Annotated in this window: 19 protein-coding genes, 1 tRNA gene and 1 pseudogene; 9 read left to right on the forward strand and 12 right to left on the reverse strand. The window is 68.6% G+C overall.

What is annotated here, in order from left to right; genetic code table 11:
* Nucleotide 1: 1 nt before the first annotated feature.
* From NTM_RS06690 to eltD, 8 genes are all read right to left on the reverse strand, one after another.
* On the reverse strand, nt 2-469 hold the full coding sequence (locus NTM_RS06690) for a ribose-5-phosphate isomerase (protein ID WP_104864408.1): 468 nt from the start codon (nt 467-469) through the stop codon (nt 2-4).
* The gene (gene derK / locus NTM_RS06695; RefSeq protein WP_104864409.1) at nt 469-2208 is read right to left on the reverse strand and encodes a D-erythrulose 4-kinase; all 1740 of its coding nucleotides are present in this window, start codon (nt 2206-2208) and stop codon (nt 469-471) included. Before derK ends, NTM_RS06690 begins: the two co-directional genes overlap by 1 nt.
* The gene (locus tag NTM_RS06700) at nt 2205-3287 is read right to left on the reverse strand and encodes an ABC transporter ATP-binding protein (protein WP_232079899.1); all 1083 of its coding nucleotides are present in this window, start codon (nt 3285-3287) and stop codon (nt 2205-2207) included. Before NTM_RS06700 ends, derK begins: the two co-directional genes overlap by 4 nt.
* Nucleotides 3288-3370: 83 nt before the next feature.
* Nucleotides 3371-4498, reverse strand: a complete 1128-nt coding sequence (locus NTM_RS06705) for an ABC transporter ATP-binding protein (RefSeq protein ID WP_163765847.1) — start codon at nt 4496-4498, stop codon at nt 3371-3373.
* Nucleotides 4498-5388, reverse strand: a complete 891-nt coding sequence (locus NTM_RS06710; RefSeq protein ID WP_163765848.1) for a carbohydrate ABC transporter permease — start codon at nt 5386-5388, stop codon at nt 4498-4500. The genes NTM_RS06705 and NTM_RS06710 overlap by 1 nt, the downstream gene beginning before the upstream one ends.
* 2 nt (nt 5389-5390) lie before the next feature.
* Entirely contained in the window at nt 5391-6347 is a 957-nt protein-coding gene (locus tag NTM_RS06715; RefSeq protein ID WP_163765849.1) for a carbohydrate ABC transporter permease, read from the reverse strand.
* Between the two features lie 11 nt (nt 6348-6358).
* The gene (locus NTM_RS06720; protein ID WP_232079635.1) at nt 6359-7723 is read right to left on the reverse strand and encodes an ABC transporter substrate-binding protein; all 1365 of its coding nucleotides are present in this window, start codon (nt 7721-7723) and stop codon (nt 6359-6361) included.
* A 92-nt stretch (nt 7724-7815) separates the two neighbouring features.
* On the reverse strand, nt 7816-8904 hold the full coding sequence (eltD, locus tag NTM_RS06725) for an erythritol/L-threitol dehyrogenase (RefSeq protein ID WP_104864415.1): 1089 nt from the start codon (nt 8902-8904) through the stop codon (nt 7816-7818).
* Between the two features lie 153 nt (nt 8905-9057).
* Between eltD and NTM_RS06730 the strand changes: the two genes are divergently transcribed.
* Both NTM_RS06730 and NTM_RS06735 read left to right on the forward strand, forming a co-directional pair.
* On the forward strand, nt 9058-10080 hold the full coding sequence (locus NTM_RS06730) for a sugar-binding transcriptional regulator (RefSeq protein WP_163765850.1): 1023 nt from the start codon (nt 9058-9060) through the stop codon (nt 10078-10080).
* 11 nt (nt 10081-10091) lie between these two features.
* On the forward strand, nt 10092-10868 hold the full coding sequence (locus NTM_RS06735) for an SDR family NAD(P)-dependent oxidoreductase (RefSeq protein WP_163769401.1): 777 nt from the start codon (nt 10092-10094) through the stop codon (nt 10866-10868).
* Here NTM_RS06735 and NTM_RS06740 read toward each other — a convergent pair.
* The 3 genes from NTM_RS06740 to NTM_RS06750 form a co-directional block, all read right to left on the reverse strand.
* Nucleotides 10853-12352: an FGGY-family carbohydrate kinase gene (locus tag NTM_RS06740; RefSeq protein WP_163765851.1), complete on the reverse strand. Its 1500-nt coding sequence runs from the start codon at nt 12350-12352 to the stop codon at nt 10853-10855. The genes NTM_RS06735 and NTM_RS06740 overlap by 16 nt on opposite strands.
* 81 nt (nt 12353-12433) lie before the next feature.
* The gene (locus NTM_RS06745) at nt 12434-13726 is read right to left on the reverse strand and encodes an HNH endonuclease signature motif containing protein (RefSeq protein ID WP_163765852.1); all 1293 of its coding nucleotides are present in this window, start codon (nt 13724-13726) and stop codon (nt 12434-12436) included.
* A 223-nt stretch (nt 13727-13949) separates the two neighbouring features.
* A tRNA-Leu gene (locus NTM_RS06750) sits at nt 13950-14032 on the reverse strand.
* Between the two features lie 256 nt (nt 14033-14288).
* On the opposite strand from NTM_RS06750, the gene NTM_RS06755 reads away from it, so the two are divergent.
* From NTM_RS06755 to pknB, 7 genes and pseudogenes are all read left to right on the forward strand, one after another.
* Nucleotides 14289-15722, forward strand: a complete 1434-nt coding sequence (locus tag NTM_RS06755; protein ID WP_163769402.1) for an FhaA domain-containing protein — start codon at nt 14289-14291, stop codon at nt 15720-15722.
* A 95-nt stretch (nt 15723-15817) separates the two neighbouring features.
* Nucleotides 15818-16285 (forward strand): FHA domain-containing protein FhaB/FipA, encoded by a 468-nt coding sequence (locus NTM_RS06760; RefSeq protein ID WP_083142692.1) that lies wholly within the window; start codon nt 15818-15820, stop codon nt 16283-16285.
* Entirely contained in the window at nt 16282-17847 is a 1566-nt protein-coding gene (locus NTM_RS06765; RefSeq protein ID WP_163765853.1) for a PP2C family protein-serine/threonine phosphatase, read from the forward strand. Before NTM_RS06760 ends, NTM_RS06765 begins: the two co-directional genes overlap by 4 nt.
* A complete protein-coding gene (locus tag NTM_RS06770) occupies nt 17844-19256 on the forward strand; it encodes a peptidoglycan glycosyltransferase RodA (RefSeq protein WP_104864420.1) in 1413 nt (470 codons plus the stop codon). Before NTM_RS06765 ends, NTM_RS06770 begins: the two co-directional genes overlap by 4 nt.
* Complete coding sequence (pbpA, locus tag NTM_RS06775; RefSeq protein WP_163765854.1) at nt 19253-20728, forward strand: D,D-transpeptidase PbpA; 1476 nt, start codon at nt 19253-19255, stop codon at nt 20726-20728. Before NTM_RS06770 ends, pbpA begins: the two co-directional genes overlap by 4 nt.
* Before the next feature lie 31 nt (nt 20729-20759).
* Nucleotides 20760-22054 (forward strand): annotated as a pseudogene (locus NTM_RS06780) (protein kinase domain-containing protein).
* Nucleotides 22051-23925, forward strand: coding sequence for a Stk1 family PASTA domain-containing Ser/Thr kinase (gene pknB, locus NTM_RS06785; RefSeq protein WP_163765855.1), 1875 nt, complete (start codon nt 22051-22053; stop codon nt 23923-23925). The pseudogene NTM_RS06780 and the gene pknB overlap by 4 nt, the downstream one beginning before the upstream one ends.
* Here the strand turns inward: pknB and NTM_RS06790 are convergent.
* Nucleotides 23903-24577: an aminodeoxychorismate/anthranilate synthase component II gene (locus NTM_RS06790; RefSeq protein ID WP_163765856.1), complete on the reverse strand. Its 675-nt coding sequence runs from the start codon at nt 24575-24577 to the stop codon at nt 23903-23905. The genes pknB and NTM_RS06790 overlap by 23 nt on opposite strands.
* Nucleotides 24578-24607 lie beyond the last annotated feature (30 nt).

The raw sequence follows: 24607 nt of genomic DNA on the forward strand, positions 1-24607 counted from the left end.
GCTAGTTCGCGACCGGATGTTCGTAGTTCTCGATCGCCTCAACCTTGGCAGCGGACGCACTCTGCGGGTCGAACTGGTAGCCCAACCATTCGCGAGCGAGCCGGCGGGCCAGCTCCAACCCGATCACGCGCTGACCGAAGCACAGCACCTGCGCGTTGTTGGACAACACCGAGCGTTCCACCGAGAAGCCGTCGTGCGCGGTGACCGCGCGGATGCCGGGCACCTTGTTGGCGCTGATCGCCACGCCGAGTCCGGTTCCACAGACCAGCAGAGCCCGGTCGGCCTTGCCGTCGGCGACCATCCGCGCCGCCTCGACCGCGACGTGCGGGTAGGCGGTGTCCTCGTCGGCCCCCACCCCGACGTCGGTGACCACCTCCACCCTCGGGTCGGAATCCAGGTCGCGCTTGAGCGCTTCCTTGTACTCGTAACCGGCGTCGTCAGCGCCGACGACGATCCGCAGTTTGTCCATCAGTCTTCTCCTTGCGCAACAGATGTGAGGCACTCGGCGACCGCGTGCGCACACATCGCCAGTGAGGTGGCGCCGGCATCGGGCGTGCCGACGCTGCGTTCGGCCAGCGGACGGGCCCGCCCGACCTTCGGGCGCAGTTCCGCCGTCGCCCGGGCCGCGGCGGTGGCCACCTCGGCGGCGTGCCGCCAGGCCTGACCGAGCGGGACGCCGTCAGACACTCGCCGGTCCAGCTCGTCGACCAGCGGCAGCAGCGCGTCGAGCATCGTCTTGTCGCCCGGCGCCGCCCCGCCGAGGTCGACGAGTGCCTGGTAGCCGTCCCGCACGGCGGCCGCAACAGCCGCGGAGTCAGGGGTGCCGGTGTCGCCGAGACGGGTCCCCGCCGTCGTGAGCAGCGCGCCCCACAGCACACCGGACGTGCCGCCGGCCTTGGCCGCCCACGCCTTGCCCGCGGCGCTGAGCACCGACCCGTGTCCCGCACCGGCGTCGGCGGCCTCGCTTGCGGCGTCCCGCGCTGCCGAGGAGCCCTTCACCATGCCGCGGCCGTGATCCCCGTCGCCGGCGACGGCGTCGATCCGGCCCAGCTCGGCCTCGGCGTCGGCGAGCATTGCGGCCACGGCTGCCAGGGCGCGGGCGACCAGCCGGCCGGCGGCGCGGCCCTCGTCGTCCGCGATGTCAGCGGGTTGTGTTGCCGCCGTTATCGTTTCGTCATCCGGGCTGCGGAGTTCACCGGCCGCAGCCGGCACGGCTGAGCCCTTGCGGTAGGCCGGGGTGTCAGCGGGTGCGGTCCAGTACCGCTCCAGTTCATCGTCGAGCCACATCACGGTGAGCGAACAACCCGCCATGTCCAGGCTGGTGACGAGTTCACCGACCTCCGGTTCGACGACGACGTATCCACGCTCGCGCAGCAGTCGCGAGACCTCGCCCCACACCACGAACAGTTCCTCGTACTTGGTGCGACCGAGTCCGTTGAGGATCACCGCGATGCGGCCGGCCTCAGCGTCGGGGCGGTCGCCCAGGACACCGTCGACCAGGGTGGCGGCCAACCCGGCTGCCGTCGGCAGCGGTTCCTCGGCGATCCCAGGCTCTCCGTGGATGCCCAGGCCGACGCCCATCTGCCCCTCCGGCACCGTGAACAGCGGCGCGTCAGCGCCCGGCAACGTGCATCCGTCGAACGCCACCCCGAGCGTGCGGGTGGCCGCGTTCGCCGCCGCCGCGACCCGGAGCACACCGGCGAGGTCGAGCCCGTCCTCGGCTGCCGCGCTCGCGCACTTGAAAACCGTGAAGTCCCCGGCGATGCCGCGTCGTTTCGGCTCGTCACCGCGGGGTGCGCTGGCGACGTCATCGGTCACGGCGAAGTAGTGCGCGTCGATTCCCTCGCTGCGCAGCTGCGTCACGGCCAGACCGAAGTTCATCACGTCGCCGGCGTAGTTGCCGGTGGTCAGCAGCACGCCCGCGTCGGAGTGGGCGGCGCGCGCCACCGACGCGGCTTCCTCGGCCGACGGCGACGTGAAGATGTTGCCGACGACCGCGCCGTCGGCGAACCCGGGCCCCACGGTGCCGCAGAACGCCGGATAGTGCCCGGACCCGCCGCCGATCACGACGGCCACCTTCCCCGGCCGGGTCTGGTGCGCGCGCACCACGCCGCCGGGCACACCGACCACGTGGCGGGCGTTCGCGTCGAGGAACCCCACCAGCATGTCCTCGGTGAACCGGGCGGGGTCGTTGCACAGCTTCGTCATCGCAACCTGTCTCCGGATTCGGCGTCGAACAGATACACGCGCTCGGGGGGCGCGGTCACGGCCACTCGCTGCTCCGGCTCATACGAGTCGGCCGCGGGCGTCTGCACCACGAGACCGTCCTCCAGCCCGGCCACGGTGCCGGTCAACAGCCCGAACTCCAGCAGGTGCTCGAAATACGCGACCGTCGCGGTGATCCCGTCACCGGTGGCGCCACCGATCACACAGTCTTGCGGCCGGATTCCGACGTCGACCGTCGCGCCGTCCTGCAGACCCGAAGCCGACGCATCCACGCTGGTGTCCAGACCGCCTGCACCGGAGCCGATCTCGACGCGGACGCGGCCCTCGTGGACCCGGGCGACACCGCGCAGCACGTTGATCTGCGGTTCGCCGACGAACTGGGCCACGAACAGGTTGGCCGGATCGTCGAACACCTCGTCGGGTGTGCCGAACTGCTGGACCACGCCGGCGTCCATCACCGCCAGCCGGTCCGCCAGCGACAACGCCTCCACCTGGTCGTGGGTGACCACGATCGTCGTGTATCCGAATTCACGTTGCAGCACCTTGAGTTCGCGGCGCACCCGTTGCCGCGCCGACGCGTCGAGGTGACTCAGCGGTTCGTCGAGCAACAGCACCGGTGGATTCCGCACGAGTGCCCGGGCCAGCGCGACCCGTTGCTTCTGCCCGCTGGACAGGCCCGCGGGCCGCAGCTCGAGCATGTCGTCGAGCTCGAGTCGGCGGCTGATCGCGGCCACCGTCTGCTCGGCGCCCTTGACCTTCCGGGCCTTCAGGCCGTAGAGCAGGTTCTCCCGCACCGACATCGGCGGGTAGAGCGCGTAGCTCTCGAAGCCGACTCCGACACCACGCTTGGCGGCAGGCAGCTGGGAGACCTCCCGGTCCCCGATCCGGATGGATCCGCTGGTGACCGTCTCCAGTCCGGCGATCATGCGCAGCGTGGTGGTCTTCCCGCAGCCCGAGGGGCCGAGCAGCGCGACCAGTTCCCCCGCTTCGATCGCGAGGTTGATGCCCTTGACCGCGGGCACGTCCTCCCGGCCGCGGTAGACCTTGACCAGATCGGTCAGCGTAAGGCTCTGCGCTGCCGCCGTCCCCGTCGCACCGCTTCCCCGGGTCTGCTTCGTCGTCGAAGTCGTCCGAGTGGTCGATGTCACTGTGCCGCCTCCAACACCGGCTCTTGGCCGGAAGTTCGCAGCGACGGCGTGGAGCCCTCGCCGATCGCAAACAGATGGACGTCGGCGTCGGCGACGGTCAGCGTGACCTCGGCGCCTTCGCCCACGCCACCGCGGCCCTCGGCCAGTACGACCAGCTGGGTGCCGCCGATGTCGACGGTGAGCTCGATGTTGCGGCCCAGCCGCTCGGCGAGAACGACGCGCCCGCGGGGTGCTTCGTCGGACGCACCGACCTGAATGTCGGAGGGGCGCAATCCCACCCGGACCCGGTCGCCGCGCTGACACGTCGTCTCAGGTGGGACGGGAACGTCGAACGTGCCGTCACCGAGCCGAATCCGGCCGGTGTCCACCACACCGTCGAGCAGGTTGATCTCGGGCTGACCGACCGCCTTGGCCACGAAGGTGTCCACCGGTCGGCGCCAGATCTCCTCCGGACGCCCGATCTGCACCAGCCGGCCGTCACGCATGACCGCGATGCGGTCCCCCAGCGCCAGCGCCTCCTGATAGTCGTGCGTGACGTAGATCGTGGTGGTGCTGCTCATCGCACCGAGCTGCTTGAGTTCGGCGCGCATCGACGCCCGCAACTTGGCGTCGAGGTGACTCAACGGCTCGTCGAGCAGGTAGACATCAGCCGGGCGGACCAGTACCCGCCCCAGCGCCACACGTTGACGCTGCCCGTTGGACAGCTCCCGCGGAAATCGCTTCTGCAGGTGGTTGATTCCGAGAGTTGAGGTGACCTGGTCGATGCGCTCGGCCCGCTCGGCCTCGGTGTAGCGGCCCGTCCGGCCGGACTTCAGCGGCGAGGCGAGGTTCTCGGCGACGGTCTTCTGCGGGTACAGCGCATAGCTTTCGAACGCCATGGCGACGTTGCGGTGGTACGGCTCCACCAGGGTGACGTCGGTGCCGCCGATGTGGATCGACCCCGAGTCGATGTCGACCAGGCCGGCCAGTGCTTTCAGGGTGGTGGTCTTGCCCGCGCCACTGGGGCCCAGGATCACGAAGAACTCCCCGTCGGCGATGTCCACCGAGACGCCGTCCACCGCGGCGATCGTGCTGCCGCCCTTCTTGAACGACTTGTGCACGTCGACCATCGACACCGTTGCCATCAGGCCTTCACCGCCCCGAATGAAAGGCCGCGCACCAGATACCTCTGAATGGTCAGAGCCAGGATCAGCGGGGGTAGCGCGGCGATGATGGCGGCCGCCGCGGTCAGGTTGTAGTACGCCTGCCCGCCGCCGCCGAGGAACTTGGTGATCGCAAGGGTCACCGTGCCGGCATTGCTGTCGGCGAGAATGAGCGGGAACACGTAGTTGTTCCACGCGAAGATGAAGGCCAGCAGCGCGGCTGCGGCGATACCGGGCCGGACGATCGGCAGCGCGACCATCACGAACGCCTGCCGCCGGGTGTATCCGTCCAGCAGCGCCGCCTGCTCGAGATCCTCGGGCAGGTCCTGAAAGTAGGACCGCAGGATCCACACCACCAGTGGCATGGTGACCAACTGCAGCACCCAGATCATGCCGACCTTGGTGTCGAACAGCCCGATCTGGTTGTAGATCACGAACAGCGGCACGATCACCATCAGTTCGGGTGCGAACCGGAACGACAGCATGGTGAACATCAGGTCGTTGCTGCCCTTGTACTGCCAACGGCCCGCGGCGTAGGCGGCCGGGATGCCGATGACGAGCGACACGATCACCGCGCCGCCGCAGTTGAGCAGGCTGGTCAGAAGCGAGGCCTTGAAGTCGACGCTGGTCATCTCGGTGCCCTTGTTGCTCAGCACCGTGACGAAGTTCTCCAGCGTCGGACTGAACGCGAAGTAGGTGGTGGTCTGCTCCTCGGCGTTCTTCAACGCCAGCAACAACATCCAGAAGATCGGGAACAGCGAGAACACGAACCAGAACACCAACCCGACGTCGGCGGCGACCGCGCCGATCGACCACCTCCGCTGACCGGGTTGCAGTTCCGCGCGGCTGAAACGCTCCTTCAGAGTTGCCATGTCTACGACTCCGCCCCGGCAGCGCGGCGCTGCGCCTTGCCCAGCACGCTGACCAGGTAGCGCGCCGTGATGAACACGATGACCCAGAGCAGCAGCATGTAGGTGCTGCCGCGGGAGTAGTCCAGGTTGATGATCGAATCCTCGAACGCACCGATCTGCAGGGTCCTGGTGGCCACACCGGGACCGCCCGCGGTCAACACGTAGATGTGATCGAACACCTTGAGGTTGTCCATGAACCGGAAGATCACCGCGACCAGGATGTAGGGCCACAGCATCGGCAGCATCAGCTTGCGGAACATGTAGAACCAGCTCGCGCCGTCGACGTCGGACGCCTCGAACGGCTCCTTGGGCAGTGACCGGATCCCGGCCAGCACCAGGATCGCGACGAACGGGGTGAAGATCCACAGATCGACCAGGATCACCGACCACAGCGCATTGGTCGCCGACAGCCAGTCGAAGGTGTTACCCAGCGCCAGCACATGATTCAGAATCCCGAACTGCGGGTTGAACATCAGTTTCCAGATCACGCCCGCGATCACCGGTGCGATCATCAGCGGCAGGATCAGCACCTTCTCGAACACCTTGCCGATCAGCGACGAGCGGTTCAGCAGCAGCGCCAGCGCCACCCCGATGACCGTCTCGATGACGGTGGCGACCACCGCGAAGATCGCGGTGACCTTGACGCTCTCCCAGAAGATCTGGTCCCCGAGCACGGATCGGAAGTTGTCGAACCAGACGAAACGCGGATCGGGGTTGACCGCCGCATAGTTCAGGAATGCGTAGTAGGCACCCACCGCGAACGGATACAGGATGCCGATGACGATCACCACGGCCGGGACCGACAGCAGGTACGGGCGCAACCGGCGCCGCCAGGTCGGCACCTCGGGTGCGGTGCGCGCCGATCCCGCGTCGGCCTGATCTGCCGGTGCGGCGGGCTGCTTGGAGGTCTGCAAAGTCATGTCGCCGGCTCCTACAGGTTGACCTTGGAGGTGTTGGTCTTCGCCAGGCTGCGCAATCGGGAGGCCGCGTCGTCACCGCCGTAGATGTCCTGCAGGGCGACCGCCCAGTCCTTGGTGGTGTCGAAGAACTTCTTCTGCGGGGTGAACTGGATCTTGGACGAGCCGATGACGGTTTCGAAGGCCTCGAGATAGCCGGGTTGGTTGCCGGCGACCCGCTTGAAGGTGCTGTCGAACACGGACTTTCGGACCGGGTCGGCGAAGATACCGCCCTCGACGGCCTTCGTCATCGATTCCTTGCCGGTGGCCCACTGGATGAACAGCCAGGCCGGCAGCTTGTTGGCGGAGTTGGCGTTCATCGCCCAACTCCACGTCCACAGGTTGGTCTTGTAGTTGCCGTCGGGCCCGGCCGGTCCTGCGTACCACCCGAGGTTGCCCGCTTCGGCGCTGGCGCCGGGCTTGTTCTTCGGATAGGTGGCGCTGTCGGCGTCGTAGACCATCATCGCCGTCCCGTCGCCGAGATCTCCCGTGGCGTTGGGATAGTCGTAGGTGGTCCACGACGTCGGACCGGCCTTCTGCTGCATCTCGATCCACTTGCGGGTGAAGTCCACGGCCCGGTCGCTGGCCATCTCGGCGATCAATTCGGTGCCGTCGAACGTGTAGTCGACGGCCCCTTCCCGGACGTACTGGGTCATGAAGCCGGGGTGGATCGTCGCCCAGGACTTCGATCCGCGGGTCGCGATGCCGTACCGGTTGGCCGATCGGTCGGTGAGGTCGATCGCCAACTGGATGAAATCGTCGAAGTTGTCCGGAAGCCGGATGCCCCGCCGGTCGAAATAGGCCTTGTTGTAGGCGACGACATTGTTCTCGAAGCCCCACGGGATGGCCCACTGGCCGCCGCTGCCGAGCGGTTGCCCGGTGGTCAGGTCCCATCGGGTGGAGGTCCGCAGGCCGTCGAAGATGTCCTCGAAGTCGTACTCGGCAGAGGTGGCCGAGGAGTTCTGCAGCCACGGGCCCAGGTCCTCGATCCATCCCGGCGGGCCGTACTGCCAGATGAAGTAGGCGCCCAGCATGAACGCGTCGTGCTTTCCGGTGCCGCCCGCCAACTCGGTGTTGAGCTTGGTGAAGTAGTCCGCCTCGGGCACCAGGTCGACGTTGACGTCGATGCCGGTCAGCTCGGTGAACTCGGCAAGCATCGGCTGGTAGGACACCTGGTACGGGTGCGGGGTCTGCAGGATGTTGATGGTCTGACCGGACGCCTTCTTCCAGTCGAAGCCGCCGGTGACGTCCGCTGCCCCGTTGGGTGCACTGCTTCGGCCGCCCACCCCGCACGCCGACAGTACCGGCAGGCTGACCGCCGCCGCTCCGGCAAGACCCATGGCGGCCAGCATGTTTCGGCGTGTCATGGGTCGGTGTGCGCCGAGGCGATGGGGTCCGCTCGGGGTATCTGGGCTCATCACAGTCGCTTTCGCTACGCCGGGATCAGGGAGACCTTGACCGACTCCTTGCCGTTGGCCACCAGGTCGAGCCCCTTCTGGAATTCGGTGAGGGGCAGCTGGTGGGTGCAGATCTCGTTCATCGGCAACGCGCCGGACTCGATCATCTTGATCGCGGCCGGCCAGCAGTACGGGCCCAGATGCGCGCCGAGGACATCGAGTTCCTTGTCGTCGCTGATGATGCTCCAGTCGACGGTGGCCTCGCTGCCGAAGACGCCGTACTCGACATAACGTCCGAGCTTGCGTAACAGGTTGAGCCCCTGCGGCACCGCCGAGGTGTGGCCGGTGCCCTCCAGGTACACGTCGGCTCCGTAGCCCTCGGTGAGATCCCTGATGATCTTCTCGGCGTCCTGCTCTGCGATGTTGATGGTGAGATCGGCGCCGCACTTCTCGGCGAGCTTGAGCTTCTCGGGCGCCATATCCAGCGCGATCACCCGCATCGGGCTCTTCGCCTTGGCGCCGGCGACCATACCGAGACCGATGGGCCCGCACCCGGCCACCACGACGGTGTCCTCGAACGTGATCTGTGCGCGCTCGACGGCGTGCAACGCACACGACAGCGGTTCGGCGAACGCCGCGTGGTGTGCCGGCACCTCCGGGGAGACCTTGTGCACCAGTGCTTCTGCGGGATACACCATGTAGCTGGCCATGGCGCCCGGGGTGCGGCGCTTGAAGCCGTACAGGTCGTGCGGCTGACACATGTGGTACTGGCCGCGCTTGCAGAACCTGCACTCCCAGCACGGGACGATCTGCTCGGAGACCACGCGGTCACCGACTGCGATGCCCCACCGCTGGGCGGCTTCGTCGTCCAGTTCGACGACCCGGCCGACGAATTCATGACCGGGGATCACCATGGTCTCGGCCCAGGCGGGACGGTTCTCGTCGCCCCAGAACTTCGCCGCACCGTGGTAGCACTTGAGGTCGCTGGCACAGATGCCGACGGCCTCGACCTTGATGAGCGCCTCGCCCGGTCGCCGCGTCGGCACCGCGACCTCTTCGAGTCGGTAGTCGTGCGGACCGTGGCACACCACCGCTTGCATCTTCTCGGGTGTCGGATCGGACATCAGCGCTCCTGGGGATGTCGGCGGATTCAGGGTCATCACCGCGGTCGGGCGATGTGGGTGCAGTCACACTAACTCCCCCTGTGCACGAATGTCCAGAACACTTGTTCAGCGAACATCTGCCGTGCACAGGTGCTCAAATGGCATACTCCTGGCATGGCAAGCCACGCCAAGCCGCCGCCTCCCGCAGGTGCCCCCGCCGGTCCGACTGACGGCGAGGCCGGGCATTTTCCGGCGTCGCTGCTGTATCAGGCGGCCAAGCTCTACTACTCCGAGGAGGCGACTCAGGCCGAAGTCGCCACTCAGCTCGGGACCAGCCGGGCGACCGTCAGCCGGCTGCTGGCCGAGGCCAAACGGCGCGGCATCGTCCGCATCGAGGTGGTAGCGCCGTCGGACATGGAGGTCGGCGACCTCTCCGACCGGTTGGCCCGCGCGCTGTCGTTGGCGAAAGTCGTCCTGAGCCTGCCGGTTCCGGCTCCGGGCCCGGGCCGCACCACCCTCGACGTGATGGGTGGTGTGCTCGCCCCCGCCGTCGGCCGGGCACTGTCGGCGGCCGGTCTGTTGGCCGGGGACGTGCTGCTGGTGTCGTCGGGACGGACGGTGTACGAGGTCGCGCAGTACGACCTGCCGCCGCTGCCCGGGGTTCTGGTCGCGCCGACAGTGGGCGGGAATGACCAGCCCGAGGCGTGGTACCAGACCAACGAGATCACCCGGCTGGTCGCGGCCAGGGTGTCCGGTCGGCCCAATTATCTTTTCGCCCCGGCACTTCCGGGCCCGGACCTCTACCCGTCGCTGCGCAACGACCCGAGCATCCAACGCGTGCTGGACCTCTGGCCGCAGGCCCGCTGCGCCCTGATGGGAGTCGGTGCACCGCCCCTGATGCGCTCGGACATCCCGCGGTTCGTCCCGACCGAGTCGACTTCCCTGCGGGCGGCGGTCGGTGACGTGTGCTCGCGGTTCTACGACCGGGCCGGCGATCCGGTCGAATTCGACGGCAGCGGAAGGCTCATCGCCGTCGAACTGGACGCGCTACGCCACATTCCGGTCACCATCGCGGTAGCGATCGGCGCCGAGAAGATCGACTCGATCGTCGCCGGTGCCCTCGGCGGCTATTTCAATCAACTCGTCACCGACCCTGCCACGGCGACGGCGATCCTCACTCACCTGGAGAAGGCGTGACGACAATAACGATGCCCCGGTACGCGGGTACACTCCGGCTGGACGGCAAGCGCGCGTTGATCACCGGCGCGACCAAGGGCATCGGTGCCGACATCGCGCAGGCGTTCGCCTCCGCCGGCGCCGATCTGGTGCTCAGCGGCCGCGACGAGGGTGAGCTGACCGCCGCGCGGGCCTCCCTGGCCGACCGGTTCGGTGTCCGGATCCACACGGCTGCCGTCGACCTGGCCCAGCCCGACGCGCCCGCGGAGTTGGCGCGGATCGCCGTCGAGGCGTTCGACGGGCTCGACGTCCTGGTAAACAACGCCGGCGTCTCGTACCCGCAGCCCGTCATCGACACCGACCCGGCCCAGTTCGACACGACCATCACGGTGAACCTGCGGGCCCCGGCGCTCCTGGCCTCGGCGGTCGGCGCCGCGATGGTGGCTGCGGGCACCGGCGGGTCGATCATCACCGTGGCGTCGGCGGCTGCGCTGGCTCCGCTGCCCGACCACTATGCGTACTGCGCGTCGAAGGCCGGTCTGGTGATGGCGACGAAGGTGCTCGCCCGGGAACTCGGACCGCACGGCATTCGGGCGAACTCCGTCTGCCCGACGGTGGTGCTGACCGAGATGGGGCAGCGGGTGTGGGGCGACGAAGAGAAGTCCGCACCGATGCTCGCACGGATTCCGCTGGGCCGCTTCGCCGTTCCCCAGGAGGTGTCCGACACCGTGGTGTGGCTGGCCTCCGACATGGCGGCCATGATCAACGGTGTGGACATCGCGATCGACGGCGGTTACACGATGGGCTGAGGCTCGCGGCGATCCATGTTCGCGAGCCTGTGCACCTGGGCTCGGGTGGCGGGGTAGAGCTCGCGCCAGCCCGCGTACAGCTCCTCGTAGAGTTCTCGGTTGGCCGGGTCGGGTTCGATCTCACGGGCGATTCGCGCCCAGTCCGTCGTCGCCGGTACCAGTCCGGCGCCGATTCCGGCCAACAGCGCGTCGCCGTAGCTCGCCCCGATGGCCTGCTCGGGTACCAACTGCGACCGCCCGGTGACGTCGCTGACGATCTGGGCCCAGATCGGGCTGCGCAGCCCGCCCCCGACCGCGACCGTCCTGGTCGCGGTGTGGGCGTCGTCGAAGCGCTCCAGAATCTGCCGGATACCGAATGCGATGCCCTCGTAGGCCGCCCGGAACAGGTGGCCCCTGGTGTGCCGGAGGGTAAGCCCGGCGACCACCCCCCGGGCCTGCGGATCGAACACCGGCGTGCGCTCGCCGGCGAGATAGGGCAGCACCAGCAGTCCGTCACTGCCCGGTGGAACCACTCGCGCCTCGACCATCAGGTCGTCGAAGGAGTCCCCACCGGTCACCGTCTGCAACCAGTTGATCATGCTGCCCGCGGTCGAGGTACCCGCGGCCAACGCGAGGCTGCCGTGGGCGACTCCGGCGGTGGTCCACAACGCCGGATCGCTGTAGTACTCGTCGATGACCTGCACGATGAACATGGTCGAGCCGTACATCAGCATCTGATCGCCGGGCGCTCGCACGCCTACCGAGAACGCCTCGGAGTACGCGTCGACCGCGCCCGCCGCGACCGGGGTGCCGACCGGTATCCCGGACGCCTCGGCGGCCTCGGCGGTGACGGTTCCGACCACCTCACTCGGCCACACCAACCGTGGTAACGGGAGATGACCGCTGATGCGCTCGGCCCACTGCCGGTTCCAGTCGAACTCCCGCGTGGCGTACATCGGGTCGCACTGGCTGGCGGTGTGGTGGTCCATCACGTATTCGCCGGTCAGCTTCGCCGCGATGTAGGAGTTGGACCCGTACCAGCCCCTGGCCCGGTCGAACACATCGGGCTCATGCCGGCGCACCCACTCGAGTTTCGGGCCGACCGCCTGGCTCGACAGCAGCGTGCCGGCCTGATCCAGGATGTTCTGCTCGCCGAATTCGGCTGTCAGATCCTCGATTTCGGCGGTCGCGCGGGTGTCGATGCCGTACAGGATCGCGGGGCGCAGCGGCCGCAGATCGGAATCGCACAACACCAGGCACGGACCCACACCGCTGACACACATCGCCCCGAGCCGACTCCCGCTGGGCATCCTGGCTGTCAGCGCGCGGGCGATGGTGCAGACTTCGCGCCACCACACCGCTTCGGCGTCGACTTCGGCCCACCCGGGTCGCGGCAGATCCATCGAGTGCGCGATCGTCTCCGTGGCGATCACCGACCCCGAGGTATCCACGAGGACGCCCTTGGTGCTTCCCGTCCCCATGTCGATTCCGAGCAGCAACTCCACCCGTCGACCCTACGTCGCCGCGATGGGACTCCGATCCGATTCGGGTTCCAAACCGGGATGAGGACGGCCGAGCGGGGCGCCTCAGTTCCGCATCGGCGGCAGGGGTTCGTAGGGGTGGTACCACTTCCATTGGACGCGTTCACCGCACGGCCCGCGGTAGGGCGGGACGCCTGGTGGCGGTGCGGTCGGCGGGTGTGCCAGCGACCCGGGCGTCAGTGGTTTCCCGAGGTGATCGGCGACGAGGAGTCGGTGGGCGGGCCCGGTGATGATGATCACCCCGCGGTGGTGCGCGCGATGGTGATACGGACACACCAGCACCAGATTCTCCAGCTCGGTTTCCCCGCCGTCTTCCCAGTGCACGATGTGGTGAGCGTGCAGCCCCTGGGTGGATCCGCAGCCGGGGACGACGCAGGTGCGGTCGCGGTGTTCCAGTGCGCGCCGGAGCCGCCGGTTGACGGTGCGGGTGGTCCGCCCGGCACCGATGGGCCGGCCGTGGCGTTCGAACCACACCTCGCACGTGGCGTCACAGGACAGGTAGCGGCGCTCCTCGTTGGTCAGCATCGGCCCCCGATGCAGTGCCGCGACTTTGGTGTCGGCGTCGACGTGCACCACCACCGTGGTGTGCTGGCCGTGTGGGCGGCGGAACGCTTCGGCGTCCCAGGCGGAGCGCACCAGCGCTTTGAACGCCGCGACCTTGCCGGGCAGCGGCGGACGCTGCGGCTGCGAGCCGCTGTCAGTCTCGTGGTCGCGTTTCCATTCGGCGATCAGCCCGTCTTTGTGCGATTGCAGTGCCGAGGCGAAGATCGCGGAATTGTCGTGGGTGAGTTTGATGTGCCAATAGGTGTAGTCGGCGTCGCAGGTGGTGGTGATCGCCTCGTCGGGCATCGGCGGCGGGAGCGGATCGTCACCCTCTTCGGTGTGCGGATCGACCTCCGGTTCGGGGTCGGGGCGGGGTTCGAGTTTGACCGCGGTGCGCAGCTGGCTGACCGAGGCGTTCTCGGCCAGCTGGGCGTAGTGGTCGTCGGAACCCTCCCCGGCGCGCTCGGCGATCACCCCGACCTGATCCAGGGAGAAGCGGCCCTCCTTGAGCCCTCCGACACAGACGGGAAATTCACCGAGCCGATCGGCCACAGCGACAATCGTCTCGGCATTGCGCGGTGACGTACCCAGCTTCCAGGCCACCAACGCCGCCAGCGAGCGGGCCCCGGTGGCACCCCAGAGTTGGTCGCCGTCGATCTCGGCGACGATCTCCACGATGCGCCCGTCGATGGCGTTGCGCTGACCAGCCAACTCGGAGAGCTCGTCGAACAACGCCTCCAGCTGAAGCTCCCGAGGCGGGCTCGGGATGAACGACGGTGCGCTGCCGGGACGCATGGACCCATACAACCATCCGGGCCCGACAACTGACGCGCGCGAAAACGACTGCGGCTCAACCGATCACGAGATCTACACCAGGGTCGTGAAATCTGTCAGATCACGACCCTGAGCGCAGTCTCGCGGCGGCGTGGGGCCAGCGTCACCCGCGCCACCGGCGGAAGACGCACCCCGACAACGACGAAGGTCGCGGACTCCGAAGAGTCCGCGACCTTGTCTCGTGTGGGCGAAGGGGGACTTGAACCCCCACGTCCCGAAGGACACTGGCACCTGAAGCCAGCGCGTCTGCCATTCCGCCACTCGCCCGAATGACCGAGGGAGCCTATCACGCACCGCTCCCGGCATCCCAACCGTACTTCGGCACCCCCTTGTTCTCCAAAACGGGTACACACAGATCCGTGACCAGCACCGATGGGTTTCTCAGAGAACTGTTGGTCCCGCGTGCGCACACATGGCCGATAGCATGCATGCAAGCATCGCTGCCGGTCGACGCGCCGGTGGCGGCGTGGTGCGAGCAGAAAACACCCAGTCGATGACGGAGATGACGGAGGCGAACAGGACCATGGGACTCGTCGGCCGCTTCGAGCGCAAGCTCGAGGATTCGGTCGGTGATGCCTTCGCCCGGGTGTTCGGCGGCTCCATCGTCCCCGCGGAAGTCGAGTCGCTTCTGCAGCGGGAAGCCGATGCGGGCGCTCGTAAAGTCCACGGTGGACGCATTTTGGCCCCGAACGACTACGTCATTACCCTCAGTGTGCCTGACTTTCGGAAGGTGAATGCCGATCCGGACATCACCGCGACCACGTTCGCCAAGCACTTGGAGGGATACATCCATGAGCAGGGATGGCAAACGTATGGTGATGTGGTCGTCAGATTCGAGCAGTCACCCACCCTGCACACCGGACAGTTTCGCGCGCGTGGCGTGGTCAATCCCGACGCGGCCACAGATGAACCCGCTCCACCTTCACGAGACGTCACGTCCCAGGCAGAACCAGGAGTACCAGCGATGACCGACAATCCGAGCTACCGCGGCGGCCCAGGACAGGGTCGGCCAGACGAGTACTACAACCGTCCCGAAAACCGTCCCGAGGGCCGCCCCGAAGAAGAGGGCTACCCCCGCCAGGACCCCCGCCCCGAAGACCAGCGCGGCGGCTACCCGCCTGCGGATCAGGGCGGCTACCCGCCTGCGGATCAGGGCTACCCGCCCCGCGGCGGCTACCCGGAGCAGGGCGGTTACCCAGACCAGGGCGGCTACCCACAGGGTGGCTATCCCCCGCCGTCCTACGAGCAGCGCCCCCCGGCCGGCTACGGCCCGCCGTCGGGCGGTTACCCGCCGCATAACTACGAGCAGCGCCCCCCTGCCGGCTACGGCCCGCCCCCCGGCGGACCCGGCTACGGCGCTCCGTCCAACGACTACGACTACGGCCGCCGTCCCGACGAGGGTGGCTACGGTCAGGGCCGTCCGGCCTACCCGGACCAGGGTGGCTACCCCGAGCAGGGCGGCTACCCGGACCAGGGCGGATACGGCCAACAGCCCTACGGACGCCAGGACTACGGCCAGCCCGATTACGGCCGCTACGGCGAGGCCCCGGCCGGCTACGGCGACCAGGGTTACGGCGATCAGGGCTATGGCGACCAGGGCTACGGCGCGCCTGCCGGACAGCAGGGCGGGTACGGCGGCTACGGCGCCGGACAGGGCGATTACCCGGCCGGTGCGACGGTCACGCTGCAGCTCGACGACGGCAGCGGACGCACCTACCAGCTGCGTGAAGGCGCCAATGTGATCGGCCGCGGACAGGACGCGCAGTTCCGTCTCCCCGACACGGGTGTGTCACGACGGCACCTGGAAATCCGTTGGGACGGTCATGTCGCGCTATTGTCAGACCTCAACTCCACCAACGGCACCACGGTGAACAACGCTCCGGTTCAGGAGTGGCAGCTGGCCGACGGCGACGTCATCCGGCTCGGACACTCCGAGATCATCGTCCGCGTTCACTGACGGCGCGCCGCTGAGGGAAGCGGTCGCGTGCACGCCACGTCGATCGACGCCCCACAAGGTGGCGTGCCGACGGGACGGGACGGAGAGGACGTCAGATGCAGGGGCTTGTTCTGCAGCTGACCCGTGTCGGCTTCCTGTTACTGCTGTGGCTGTTCATCTGGTCTGTGCTGCGCATCCTGCGTACCGACATCTACGCGCCGACCGGTGCGGTGATGGTGCGTCGCGGGTTGGCGCTGCGCGGGACGATCCTGCCCAGCAGGGGCCGGCGGACGGTTCCGCGGCAGCTCGTCGTCACCGAGGGCGCCCTGGCCGGCACCCGCATCACGCTGGGCACCCAGCCGGTGCTGATCGGCCGGGCCGATGACTCGACGCTCGTGCTGACCGACGATTACGCCTCTACCCGCCACGCCCGGCTCTCCCCGCGAGGTCCGGAATGGTACGTAGAGGACCTAGGATCAACCAACGGTACATACCTCGACAGGGCGAAGGTGACGACAGCGGTACGAGTTCCGATGGGCACACCGGTGCGGATCGGCAAGACGGTGATCGAGTTGCGCCCGTGACACTGGTTCTTCGATATGCAGCCCGTAGCGACCGGGGGTTGGTGCGCGCCAACAACGAGGATTCCGTCTACGCGGGGGCTCGGCTGCTGGCACTGGCCGACGGCATGGGCGGCCACGCCGCCGGTGAGGTCGCCTCGCAGCTGGTGATCGCCGCACTGGCCCACCTCGACGACGACGAGCCCGGCGGCGACCTGCTCAGCAAGCTCGACGCCGCGGTGCGCGACGGCAACGCCGCGATCGCCGCGCACGTCGAGGAGGACCCCGAGCTCGAGGGCATGGGCACCACGCTGACGGCGATCCTGTTCGCCGGCAATCGGCTCGGGCTGGTGCACATCGGCGACTCCCGCGGCTACCTGCTGCGCGACGGCGAACTCACCCAGATCACCAAAGACGACACGTTCGTCCAGACACTGGTCGACGAGGGCCGGATCACCGCCGAGGAGGCCCACAGCCACCCGCAGCGGTCGCTGATCATGCGCGCGCTGACCGGCCACGAGGTCGAGCCGACGCTGATCATGCGCGAAGCCCGCGCCGGCGACCGCTACCTGTTGTGCTCGGACGGGCTGTCGGACCCGGTCAGCCAGGACACCATCGCCGAGGCGCTGCAGATCCCCGATGTCGCCGAGAGCGCCGACCGCCTCATCGAGCTGGCCCTGCGCGGCGGCGGTCCCGACAACGTCACCGTGGTGGTGGCCGATGTCGTCGACTACGACTACGGGCAGACCCAGCCGATCCTGGCGGGGGCGGTGTCCGGCGACGACGACCAGACCGCCCCGCCGAACACCGCGGCAGGCCGCGCGTCGGCGTTCAATCCGAAACGCAACGCAGCCAAACGTGTTGTGCCGCAACCCGAGGAACCCCCGCCGCGCCCTGCGTCGCGTCGGCGCATGATCATCGCCGCGACCGTGCTGGTCCTTGTGGTGCTGGCGGGCCTGGCAGTCGGACGCGAGATCGTGCGGAACAACTACTACGTCAGCGAGCACGATGGCACCGTCTCCATCATGCGGGGTGTTCAGGGCTCCTTTCTCGGAGTGTCCTTGCAGGAGCCATATCTCCTCGGATGTCTGAACAACCGCAACGAACTCTCCCTCATCAGCGCCGACCAGTCCGGTGACCCCCGGGACTGCACGCTCCTCGCCGTCGGTGATATCCGTCCCTCCGAGCGCGCCCAGGTGATCGCCGGGCTGCCGTCCGGCTCGTTGGACGAGGCCATCGGCCAGATCGAGGAACTGTCCCGCAGCTCCGTGTTGCCGGTGTGCGCGACCCCGACGCCCACCTCGACACCCAAGCCGTCCCCCACCCCGGCTCCGTCTCCCGCGCCGGCGTCCGCGTCACCGCGGCCCGCCCCGACGTCGACCTCCGGCGCGCCGGAATCGCCTGCGCCGTCGGCGAATCCGCGTCCGAGCAGCCCCGCGCCCACGACACCTCGCGCGTCGGCCCCGCCGTCCCCGTCGGGATCGGCGACCCCCGCTCCCCCGCCCACCCCGTCCCCCTCCCCGACGGTCACCGCGCTGCCGCCACCGCCGCCTGAACCGGGAACGAACTGCCGGGAAGTCGCATGACGACCCAGCCGCAGCCCGTCGTCTCGGTCGCGCCGCCGCTACCGAACCGCCGCAACGCCGAGCTCGCGTTGCTCGCATTCGCGGCGGCGATCACGACCCTCGCGCTGCTGCTGGTCGAGGCCAACCAGGAACAGGGCCTGCGCTGGGACCTCGCCCAGTACACCGTCGCGTATCTGGCGCTGTTCACCGGCGCGCATCTGGCCGTGCGCCGCTTCGCCCCGTACGCCGATCCGCTGCTGCTGCCGGTGGTGGCGCTGCTCAACGGTCTCGGCCTGGTGATGATCCACCGCCTGGACCTGCCCGAGGGCCAGGCCACCGCACAGGGTCTCGGCGGTACCGCGAACCAGCAGATGCTGTGGACGCTGGCCGGGGTGCTCGGATTCTCCGCGCTGGTGATCTTCCTGCGCGACCACCGCATGCTGTCGCGCTACGGCTACGTGTGCGGACTGGCCGGCCTGATCCTGCTCGCGATCCCGGCGGTGCTGCCCCGGTCGATGTCGGAGCAGAACGGCGCCAAGATCTGGATCCAGTTCGAGGGCTTCTCGATTCAGCCGGCCGAGTTCTCCAAGATCCTGCTGCTGATCTTCTTCGCATCGGTGCTGGTGTCCAAGCGCAGCCTGTTCACCAGCGCCGGCAAGCACGTCCTGGGCATGGATCTGCCGCGCCCGCGTGACCTCGCGCCGCTGCTGGCGGCATGGATCGCGTCGATCGGCGTGATGATCTTCGAGAAGGACCTCGGAACATCGCTGCTGCTGTACGCGTCGTTTTTGGTCATGGTCTACATCGCGACCGAGCGGTTCAGCTGGGTGGTGCTGGGCCTGGGGCTGTTCGCCGCGGGCAGCGTGGTCGCCTACTACATGTTCGACCACGTGCGGGTGCGGGTGCAGACGTGGCGCGACCCGTTCGCCGATCCCGACGGGGCCGGCTACCAGATGGTGCAGTCGCTGTTCAGCTTCGCCACCGGTGGCATCTTCGGCACCGGTCTCGGCAACGGACAGCCCGGCACCGTACCGGCGGCGTCCACCGACTTCATCATCGCCGCGATCGGGGAAGAGCTTGGGCTGGTTGGCCTTTCGGCTGTGCTGATGCTCTACACCATCGTCATCATCCGCGGTCTGCGGACGGCGATCGCGGTGCGCGACAGCTTCGGCAAGCTACTGGCCGCCGGCCTGTCCGCGACGCTGGCGATCCAGTTGTTCATCGTCGTCGGCGGTGTCACGAAGCTGATCCCGCTGACCGGCCTGACCACGCCGTGGATGTCCTACGGCGGCTCGTCTCTGGTCGCGAACTATCTGCTGCTGGCCATCCTGGTGCGCATCTCCCACAACGCCCGTAAGCCGATCTCGACCAAGGCCCTGCCCCCGGGCAACATCGCGGGCGCCAGCACCGAGGTGATCCAGAAAGTATGAACACCTCGCTTCGCCGTATCTCGGTCATGATCATGGCGCTGATCGTGCTGCTCCTGGCCAACGCGACCCTGACGCAGGTCTTCACCGCCGACGGGCTCCGCGCCGACCCGCGCAACCAGCGGGTGCTGCTCGACGAGTACTCCCGCCAGCGCGGCCAGATCTCCGCGGGCGGCCAGCTGCTCGCCTATTCGGTGAAGACCGAAGGCCGCTTCCGCTTCCTGCGCGTCTACCCGGATCCGCAGGCCTACGCGCCGGTCACCGGCTTCTACTCGCTGAGCTACTCGAGCTCCGGTCTGGAGCGCGCCGAGGACACCGTCCTCAACGGCTCCGACGAGCGGCTGTTCGGGCGTCGGCTCGCCGATTTCTTCACCGGCCGCGATCCGCGCGGCGGCAACGTGTCGACCACCATCAACCCCGAGGTCCAACAGGCCGCGTGGGACGCGATGGAGGACGGCTGCAACGGCCCGTGCAAGGGTTCCGTGGTCGCTCTGGAGCCGTCGACCGGGAAGATCCTGGCGCTGGTGTCGGCACCGTCTTACGACCCGAATCTGCTAGCCACCCACGACATCACCGAGCAGGCCGCCGCATGGGAGGCGCTGCGCGACGACCCCGACTCGCCGCTGCTGAACCGCGCGATCTCCGAGACCTACCCGCCCGGATCGACGTTCAAGGTCGTCACCACCGCCGCCGCGCTGCAGTCCGGCGCCACCGCGCAGACGCAGCTGACCGCGGCGCCGCAGATACCGTTGCCGAACAGCACCGCGACGCTGGAGAACTTCGGCGGCATGTCCTGCGGTGGCGGGCCGACCGCCACGCTGGAGTACGCCTTCGCCCATTCCTGCAACACCGCGTTCGTCCAGCTCGGTGTCGATACCGGCGCCGACGCGCTGCGCTCGACCGCAGCCGATTTCGGGGTGGACACCCCGGCCCCGGCGATCCCGCTTCAGGTCGCCGAATCCACAGTCGGCCCGATCGCCGACGACGCGGCGCTCGGCATGTCCAGCATCGGACAGAAGGACGTCGCAGTGACGCCACTGCAGAACGCGATGATCGCCGCGACCGTCGCCAACAAGGGTGTGACCATGACGCCGTACCTGGTGGACAGCCTCAAGGGCCCCGACCTGGCGACGATCGCCACCACGGCGCCCACCGAACAGCGGCGAGCGGTACCCGAGCAGGTCGCAGATACACTTACGGACCTGATGGTCGCCGCCGAGCAGGTGACGCAGCAGAAGGGAGCCATCGCCGGCGTGCAGATCGCATCCAAGACCGGCACTGCGGAGCACGGCACGGACCCGCGCAACACGCCGCCGCATGCCTGGTACATCGCCTTCGCGCCCGCTCAGGCACCCAAAGTCGCGGTCGCGGTACTCGTCGAGAACGGCGGCGACCGCCTCGGGGCCACCGGCGGTGCGCTGGCCGCACCGATCGGGCGCGCGACGATCGCGGCGGCGCTGAGGGAGGCGTCATGAGGCACCCGAGCCGAGCGAAGCGAGGCGAGAAATGAGCCCCCGCGTGGGAGTCACGCTGTCCGGCCGATACCGCCTCCAGCGGCTGATCGCGACCGGCGGCATGGGCCAGGTCTGGGAAGGCGTCGACTCGCGGCTGGGACGCCGCGTCGCGATCAAGGTCCTCAAGGCCGAGTACTCGACCGACCCGGAGTTCGTCGAACGCTTCCGTGCCGAGGCGCGCACGGTCGCGATGCTCAACCACCCCGGCATCGCCGGCGTGTACGACTATGGCGAGACCGACATCGACGGCGAGGGCCGCACCGCGTACCTGGTGATGGAACTCGTCAACGGTGAGCCGCTGAACTCGGTCATCAAGCGGACCGGTCGGCTGTCGCTGCGGCACGCCCTGGACATGCTCGAGCAGACCGGCCGCGCGCTGCAGGTCGCGCACAGCGCCGGCCTGGTGCACCGCGACGTCAAGCCCGGAAACATCCTGATCACGCCGACCGGCCAGGTGAAGCTCACCGACTTCGGCATCGCCAAGGCCGTCGACGCCGCCCCGGTCACGCAAACCGGCATGGTGATGGGCACCGCCCAGTACATCGCTCCCGAGCAGGCGCTCGGGCACGACGCGACCGCGGCCAGCGACGTGTACTCGCTTGGTGTCGTCGGCTACGAGGCCGTCTCCGGCAAGCGCCCGTTCACCGGCGACGGTGCGCTGACGGTCGCGATGAAACACATCAAGGAGACACCCCGCCGCTGCCCGCCGATCTGCCGCCGAACGTCCGCGAGCTGATCGAGATCACGCTGGTGAAGAACCCCAGCCAGCGCTACAAGTCGGGTGGACCGTTCGCCGATGCGGTGGCCGCCGTACGCGCCGGCCGCAGGCCGCCACGGCCCAACGCGGCGCCGTCGATCGGCCGTGCCGCCCCGGCCGCGGTGCCGCCGGCGATCCAGAACCGTCCGGATCCGACCGGGCGCGCCCCGGCCGCGACCGCACGTACCCGCACGACCGGCAGCCATCACCGCTCGGCGCCCCCGGCGCGGCGCACGTTCTCGTCGGGTCAGCGCGCCCTGCTGTGGGCCGCCGGCGTGCTCGGTGCGCTGGCGATCGTGATCGCGATCCTGATCGTGCTGAACCACCAGGACAAACAGAACAGTCCGACCCGCAGCACGGTCACCGAGACGCCGAGCAGTGAGACGACCCCTGAGTCGCCGGTGGAGGAGACTCCGGGAGCCGCGCCGCCGATCGAAGGCCATGGCCCGGGGGAAAACTGGGTATCCCCACCCGTTAATAACGCGTCACCGCCGGTGACGCTGTACGCCCTGGAACAGATACCGCGATGACGACCCCACAGCACCTTTCCGACCGGTACGAAGTCGGCGAGATCCTGGGCTTCGGAGGCATGTCCGAGGTCCACCTGGCCCGCGACCTTCGCCTGCACCGCGACGTCGCGATCAAGGTGCTGCGCGCCGACCTGGCCCGCGATCCGAGCTTCTACCTGCGCTTCCGCCGGGAGGCGCAGAACGCCGCAGCGCTGAACCATCCCGCGATCGTCGCCGTGTACGACACCGGCGAGGCCGAGACACCGACCGGCCCGCTGCCCTACATCGTGATGGAGTACGTCGACGGCGTGACGCTGCGCGACATCGTGCACAACGAGGGCCCGATGCCGCCCAAGCGCGCGATCGAGGTCATCGCCGATGCGTGCCAGGCCCTGAACTTCAGCCACCAGCACGGCATCATCCACCGCGACGTCAAGCCCGCCAACATCATGATCAGCAAGAGCGGTGCGGTGAAGGTGATGGACTTCGGCATCGCCCGCGCGCTCGCCGATGCCGGCAACCCGGTCACCCAAACCGCCGCGGTGATCGGCACCGCGCAGTACCTGTCCCCCGAGCAGGCGCGCGGCGTCAAGGTCGACGCCCGGTCGGATGTGTACTCGCTCGGGTGCGTCCTCTACGAGCTGCTGACCGGCGAGCCGCCGTTCGTCGGCGACTCCCCCGTCGCGGTCGCCTATCAGCACGTGCGCGAGGATCCGGTGCCGCCGTCGGCGCGGCACGAGGGCATCTCCCCCGAACTCGACGCGGTGGTGCTCAAGGCGCTGGCGAAGAATCCGGACAACCGCTACCAGACGGCCGCCGAGATGCGCACCGACCTGGTCAAGGTGCACAGCGGCGAGACTCCGGACGCGCCGAAGGTGCTCACCGACGCCGAGCGCACCTCGCTGCTGTCGGCGACCCCGTCGCACCGCAACGAGCCTGTCGAACCCGCAGGTCCGCACCAGCCCCGCTACGACGACCGCAGCAGCGGCGGATCGCTGGGCCGATGGCTGATCGCCGTCGCGGTGCTGGCGGTGCTCACAGTGCTGGTCACGATCGGCATCAACGCGTTCGGCGGCGACACGCGCGATGTGCAGGTGCCCGATGTGCACGGGCTGACGTCGGCCGACGCGATCGCGACCCTGCAGAACCGGGGATTCTCGATCCGCACGCAGCAGAAGCCGGATTCCGAGGTACCGCCGGATCACGTCATCGACACCGACCCGGACGCGAACGCGTCGGTCGCGGCCGGCGACGAGATCACCCTGAACGTGTCGACCGGCCCCGAGCAGCGTGAGGTGCCCGACGTGTCGGGTCTGAGCTACTCCGATGCGGTGCGCAGGCTGACCGCGGCCGGGTTCGAGAAGTTCCGTCAGACCGCTTCGACCTCACTGCCCGAGCAGAAGGACCGCGTGCTGTCCACGGTGCCGCCGGCCAACCAGACGTCGGCGATCACCAACGAGATCACCGTCGTGGTCGGAAAGGGCCCGGCGACGGCGCCCGTCCCCGAATGCGTCGCCCAGAGTGTGGACGTCTGCCAGCAGATCCTGGCGGCATCGGGCTTCACGAAGGCCGTTCCGGTCGAAGTGGACAGCACCGTGGCGGCCGGTCAGGTCGTCGGGCTGGAACCGGCTGCCGGACAGACCGTGCCGCAGGACACCGTCATCCAGATCCAGGTGTCGCGCGGCAACCAGTTCGTGATGCCGGACCTGACCGGGCAGTTCTGGACCGACGCGGAGCCGCGGCTGCGCGCGCTGGGTTGGACGGGTGTGCTCGACAAGGGCGGCGACGTGCAGAACAGCGGTCAGCGCACCAACGCGGTGGTCCGGCAGAGCCCGCCGGCGGGCAGCGGCGTGAACTACGGCGCGACGATCACGCTGAACTTCGCGTCGTAGCGGCCGCGACGGCGCCGGCGACCTCGTCCTCGAGCTGACGGACCAGGGTCTCGGCCGGGGCCGCGCCGCAGTACCCGAGCCAGTTGGCCAGCATCCGGTGCCCGCCCTGGGTCAGGATCGACTCGGGATGGAACTGCACGCCGTGTACGGGCAGTTCGCGGTGCTGGACGCCCATGATGACGCCCCCCTCGGTGCGGGCGATCACCTCGAGCTCGTCGGGCACCGTCTCCGGCAGGATCGTCAGCGAGTGGTACCGCGTCGCGGTGAACGGGTCGGGCAGTCCTCTGAGCACGCCGGCATCGGCGTGGTAGACGGTGCTGGTCTTGCCGTGCAGCAGCTCAGGGGCCCGATCGACGGTGCCGCCGAAGGCCACCCCGATCGCCTGATGCCCCAGGCACACGCCGAGCAGCGGAGTGCGTGCCGCCGCGCACGCGTGCACCATCGGGATCGTCGCGCCGGCCCGCTCCGGGGTGCCCGGCCCGGGGCTCAGCAGCACGCCGTCGAACTCGGCGGCCGCGCGGGCGATGCCGGCATCGGAGGACAGCCGGTCGTCGTCGTTGCGCCACACCTGAGCCTCGACGCCGAGCTGGCCGAGGTACTGGACCAGGTTGAACACGAAGCTGTCGTAGTTGTCGACGACCAAGACCTGCATCAGCTCAGGTTACCGGCGCGGCGGCGCGGT

The sequence above is a fragment of the Mycolicibacterium parafortuitum genome, assembly GCF_010725485.1.
Classification (GTDB): domain Bacteria; phylum Actinomycetota; class Actinomycetes; order Mycobacteriales; family Mycobacteriaceae; genus Mycobacterium.

Bases quoted from the DNA above. Each gene is read 5' to 3' on its own strand.
- NTM_RS06760 (WP_083142692.1), top strand. From the start codon at position 15,818: ATGCAGGGGCTTGTTCTGCAGCTGACCCGTGTCGGCTTCCTGTTACTG.
- NTM_RS06730 (WP_163765850.1), top strand. From the start codon at position 9,058: ATGGCAAGCCACGCCAAGCCGCCGCCTCCCGCAGGTGCCCCCGCCGGT.
- NTM_RS06690 (WP_104864408.1), bottom strand. From the start codon at position 469: ATGGACAAACTGCGGATCGTCGTCGGCGCTGACGACGCCGGTTACGAG.
- pbpA (WP_163765854.1), top strand. From the start codon at position 19,253: ATGAACACCTCGCTTCGCCGTATCTCGGTCATGATCATGGCGCTGATC.
- NTM_RS06735 (WP_163769401.1), top strand. From the start codon at position 10,092: ATGCCCCGGTACGCGGGTACACTCCGGCTGGACGGCAAGCGCGCGTTG.
- NTM_RS06720 (WP_232079635.1), bottom strand. From the start codon at position 7,723: ATGGGTCTTGCCGGAGCGGCGGCGGTCAGCCTGCCGGTACTGTCGGCG.
- pknB (WP_163765855.1), top strand. From the start codon at position 22,051: ATGACGACCCCACAGCACCTTTCCGACCGGTACGAAGTCGGCGAGATC.
- NTM_RS06745 (WP_163765852.1), bottom strand. From the start codon at position 13,726: ATGCGTCCCGGCAGCGCACCGTCGTTCATCCCGAGCCCGCCTCGGGAG.
- derK (WP_104864409.1), bottom strand. From the start codon at position 2,208: ATGACGAAGCTGTGCAACGACCCCGCCCGGTTCACCGAGGACATGCTG.
- NTM_RS06715 (WP_163765849.1), bottom strand. From the start codon at position 6,347: ATGACTTTGCAGACCTCCAAGCAGCCCGCCGCACCGGCAGATCAGGCC.
- NTM_RS06710 (WP_163765848.1), bottom strand. From the start codon at position 5,388: ATGGCAACTCTGAAGGAGCGTTTCAGCCGCGCGGAACTGCAACCCGGT.
- eltD (WP_104864415.1), bottom strand. From the start codon at position 8,904: ATGTCCGATCCGACACCCGAGAAGATGCAAGCGGTGGTGTGCCACGGT.
- NTM_RS06705 (WP_163765847.1), bottom strand. From the start codon at position 4,498: ATGGCAACGGTGTCGATGGTCGACGTGCACAAGTCGTTCAAGAAGGGC.
- NTM_RS06790 (WP_163765856.1), bottom strand. From the start codon at position 24,577: ATGCAGGTCTTGGTCGTCGACAACTACGACAGCTTCGTGTTCAACCTG.
- NTM_RS06770 (WP_104864420.1), top strand. From the start codon at position 17,844: ATGACGACCCAGCCGCAGCCCGTCGTCTCGGTCGCGCCGCCGCTACCG.
- NTM_RS06755 (WP_163769402.1), top strand. From the start codon at position 14,289: ATGGGACTCGTCGGCCGCTTCGAGCGCAAGCTCGAGGATTCGGTCGGT.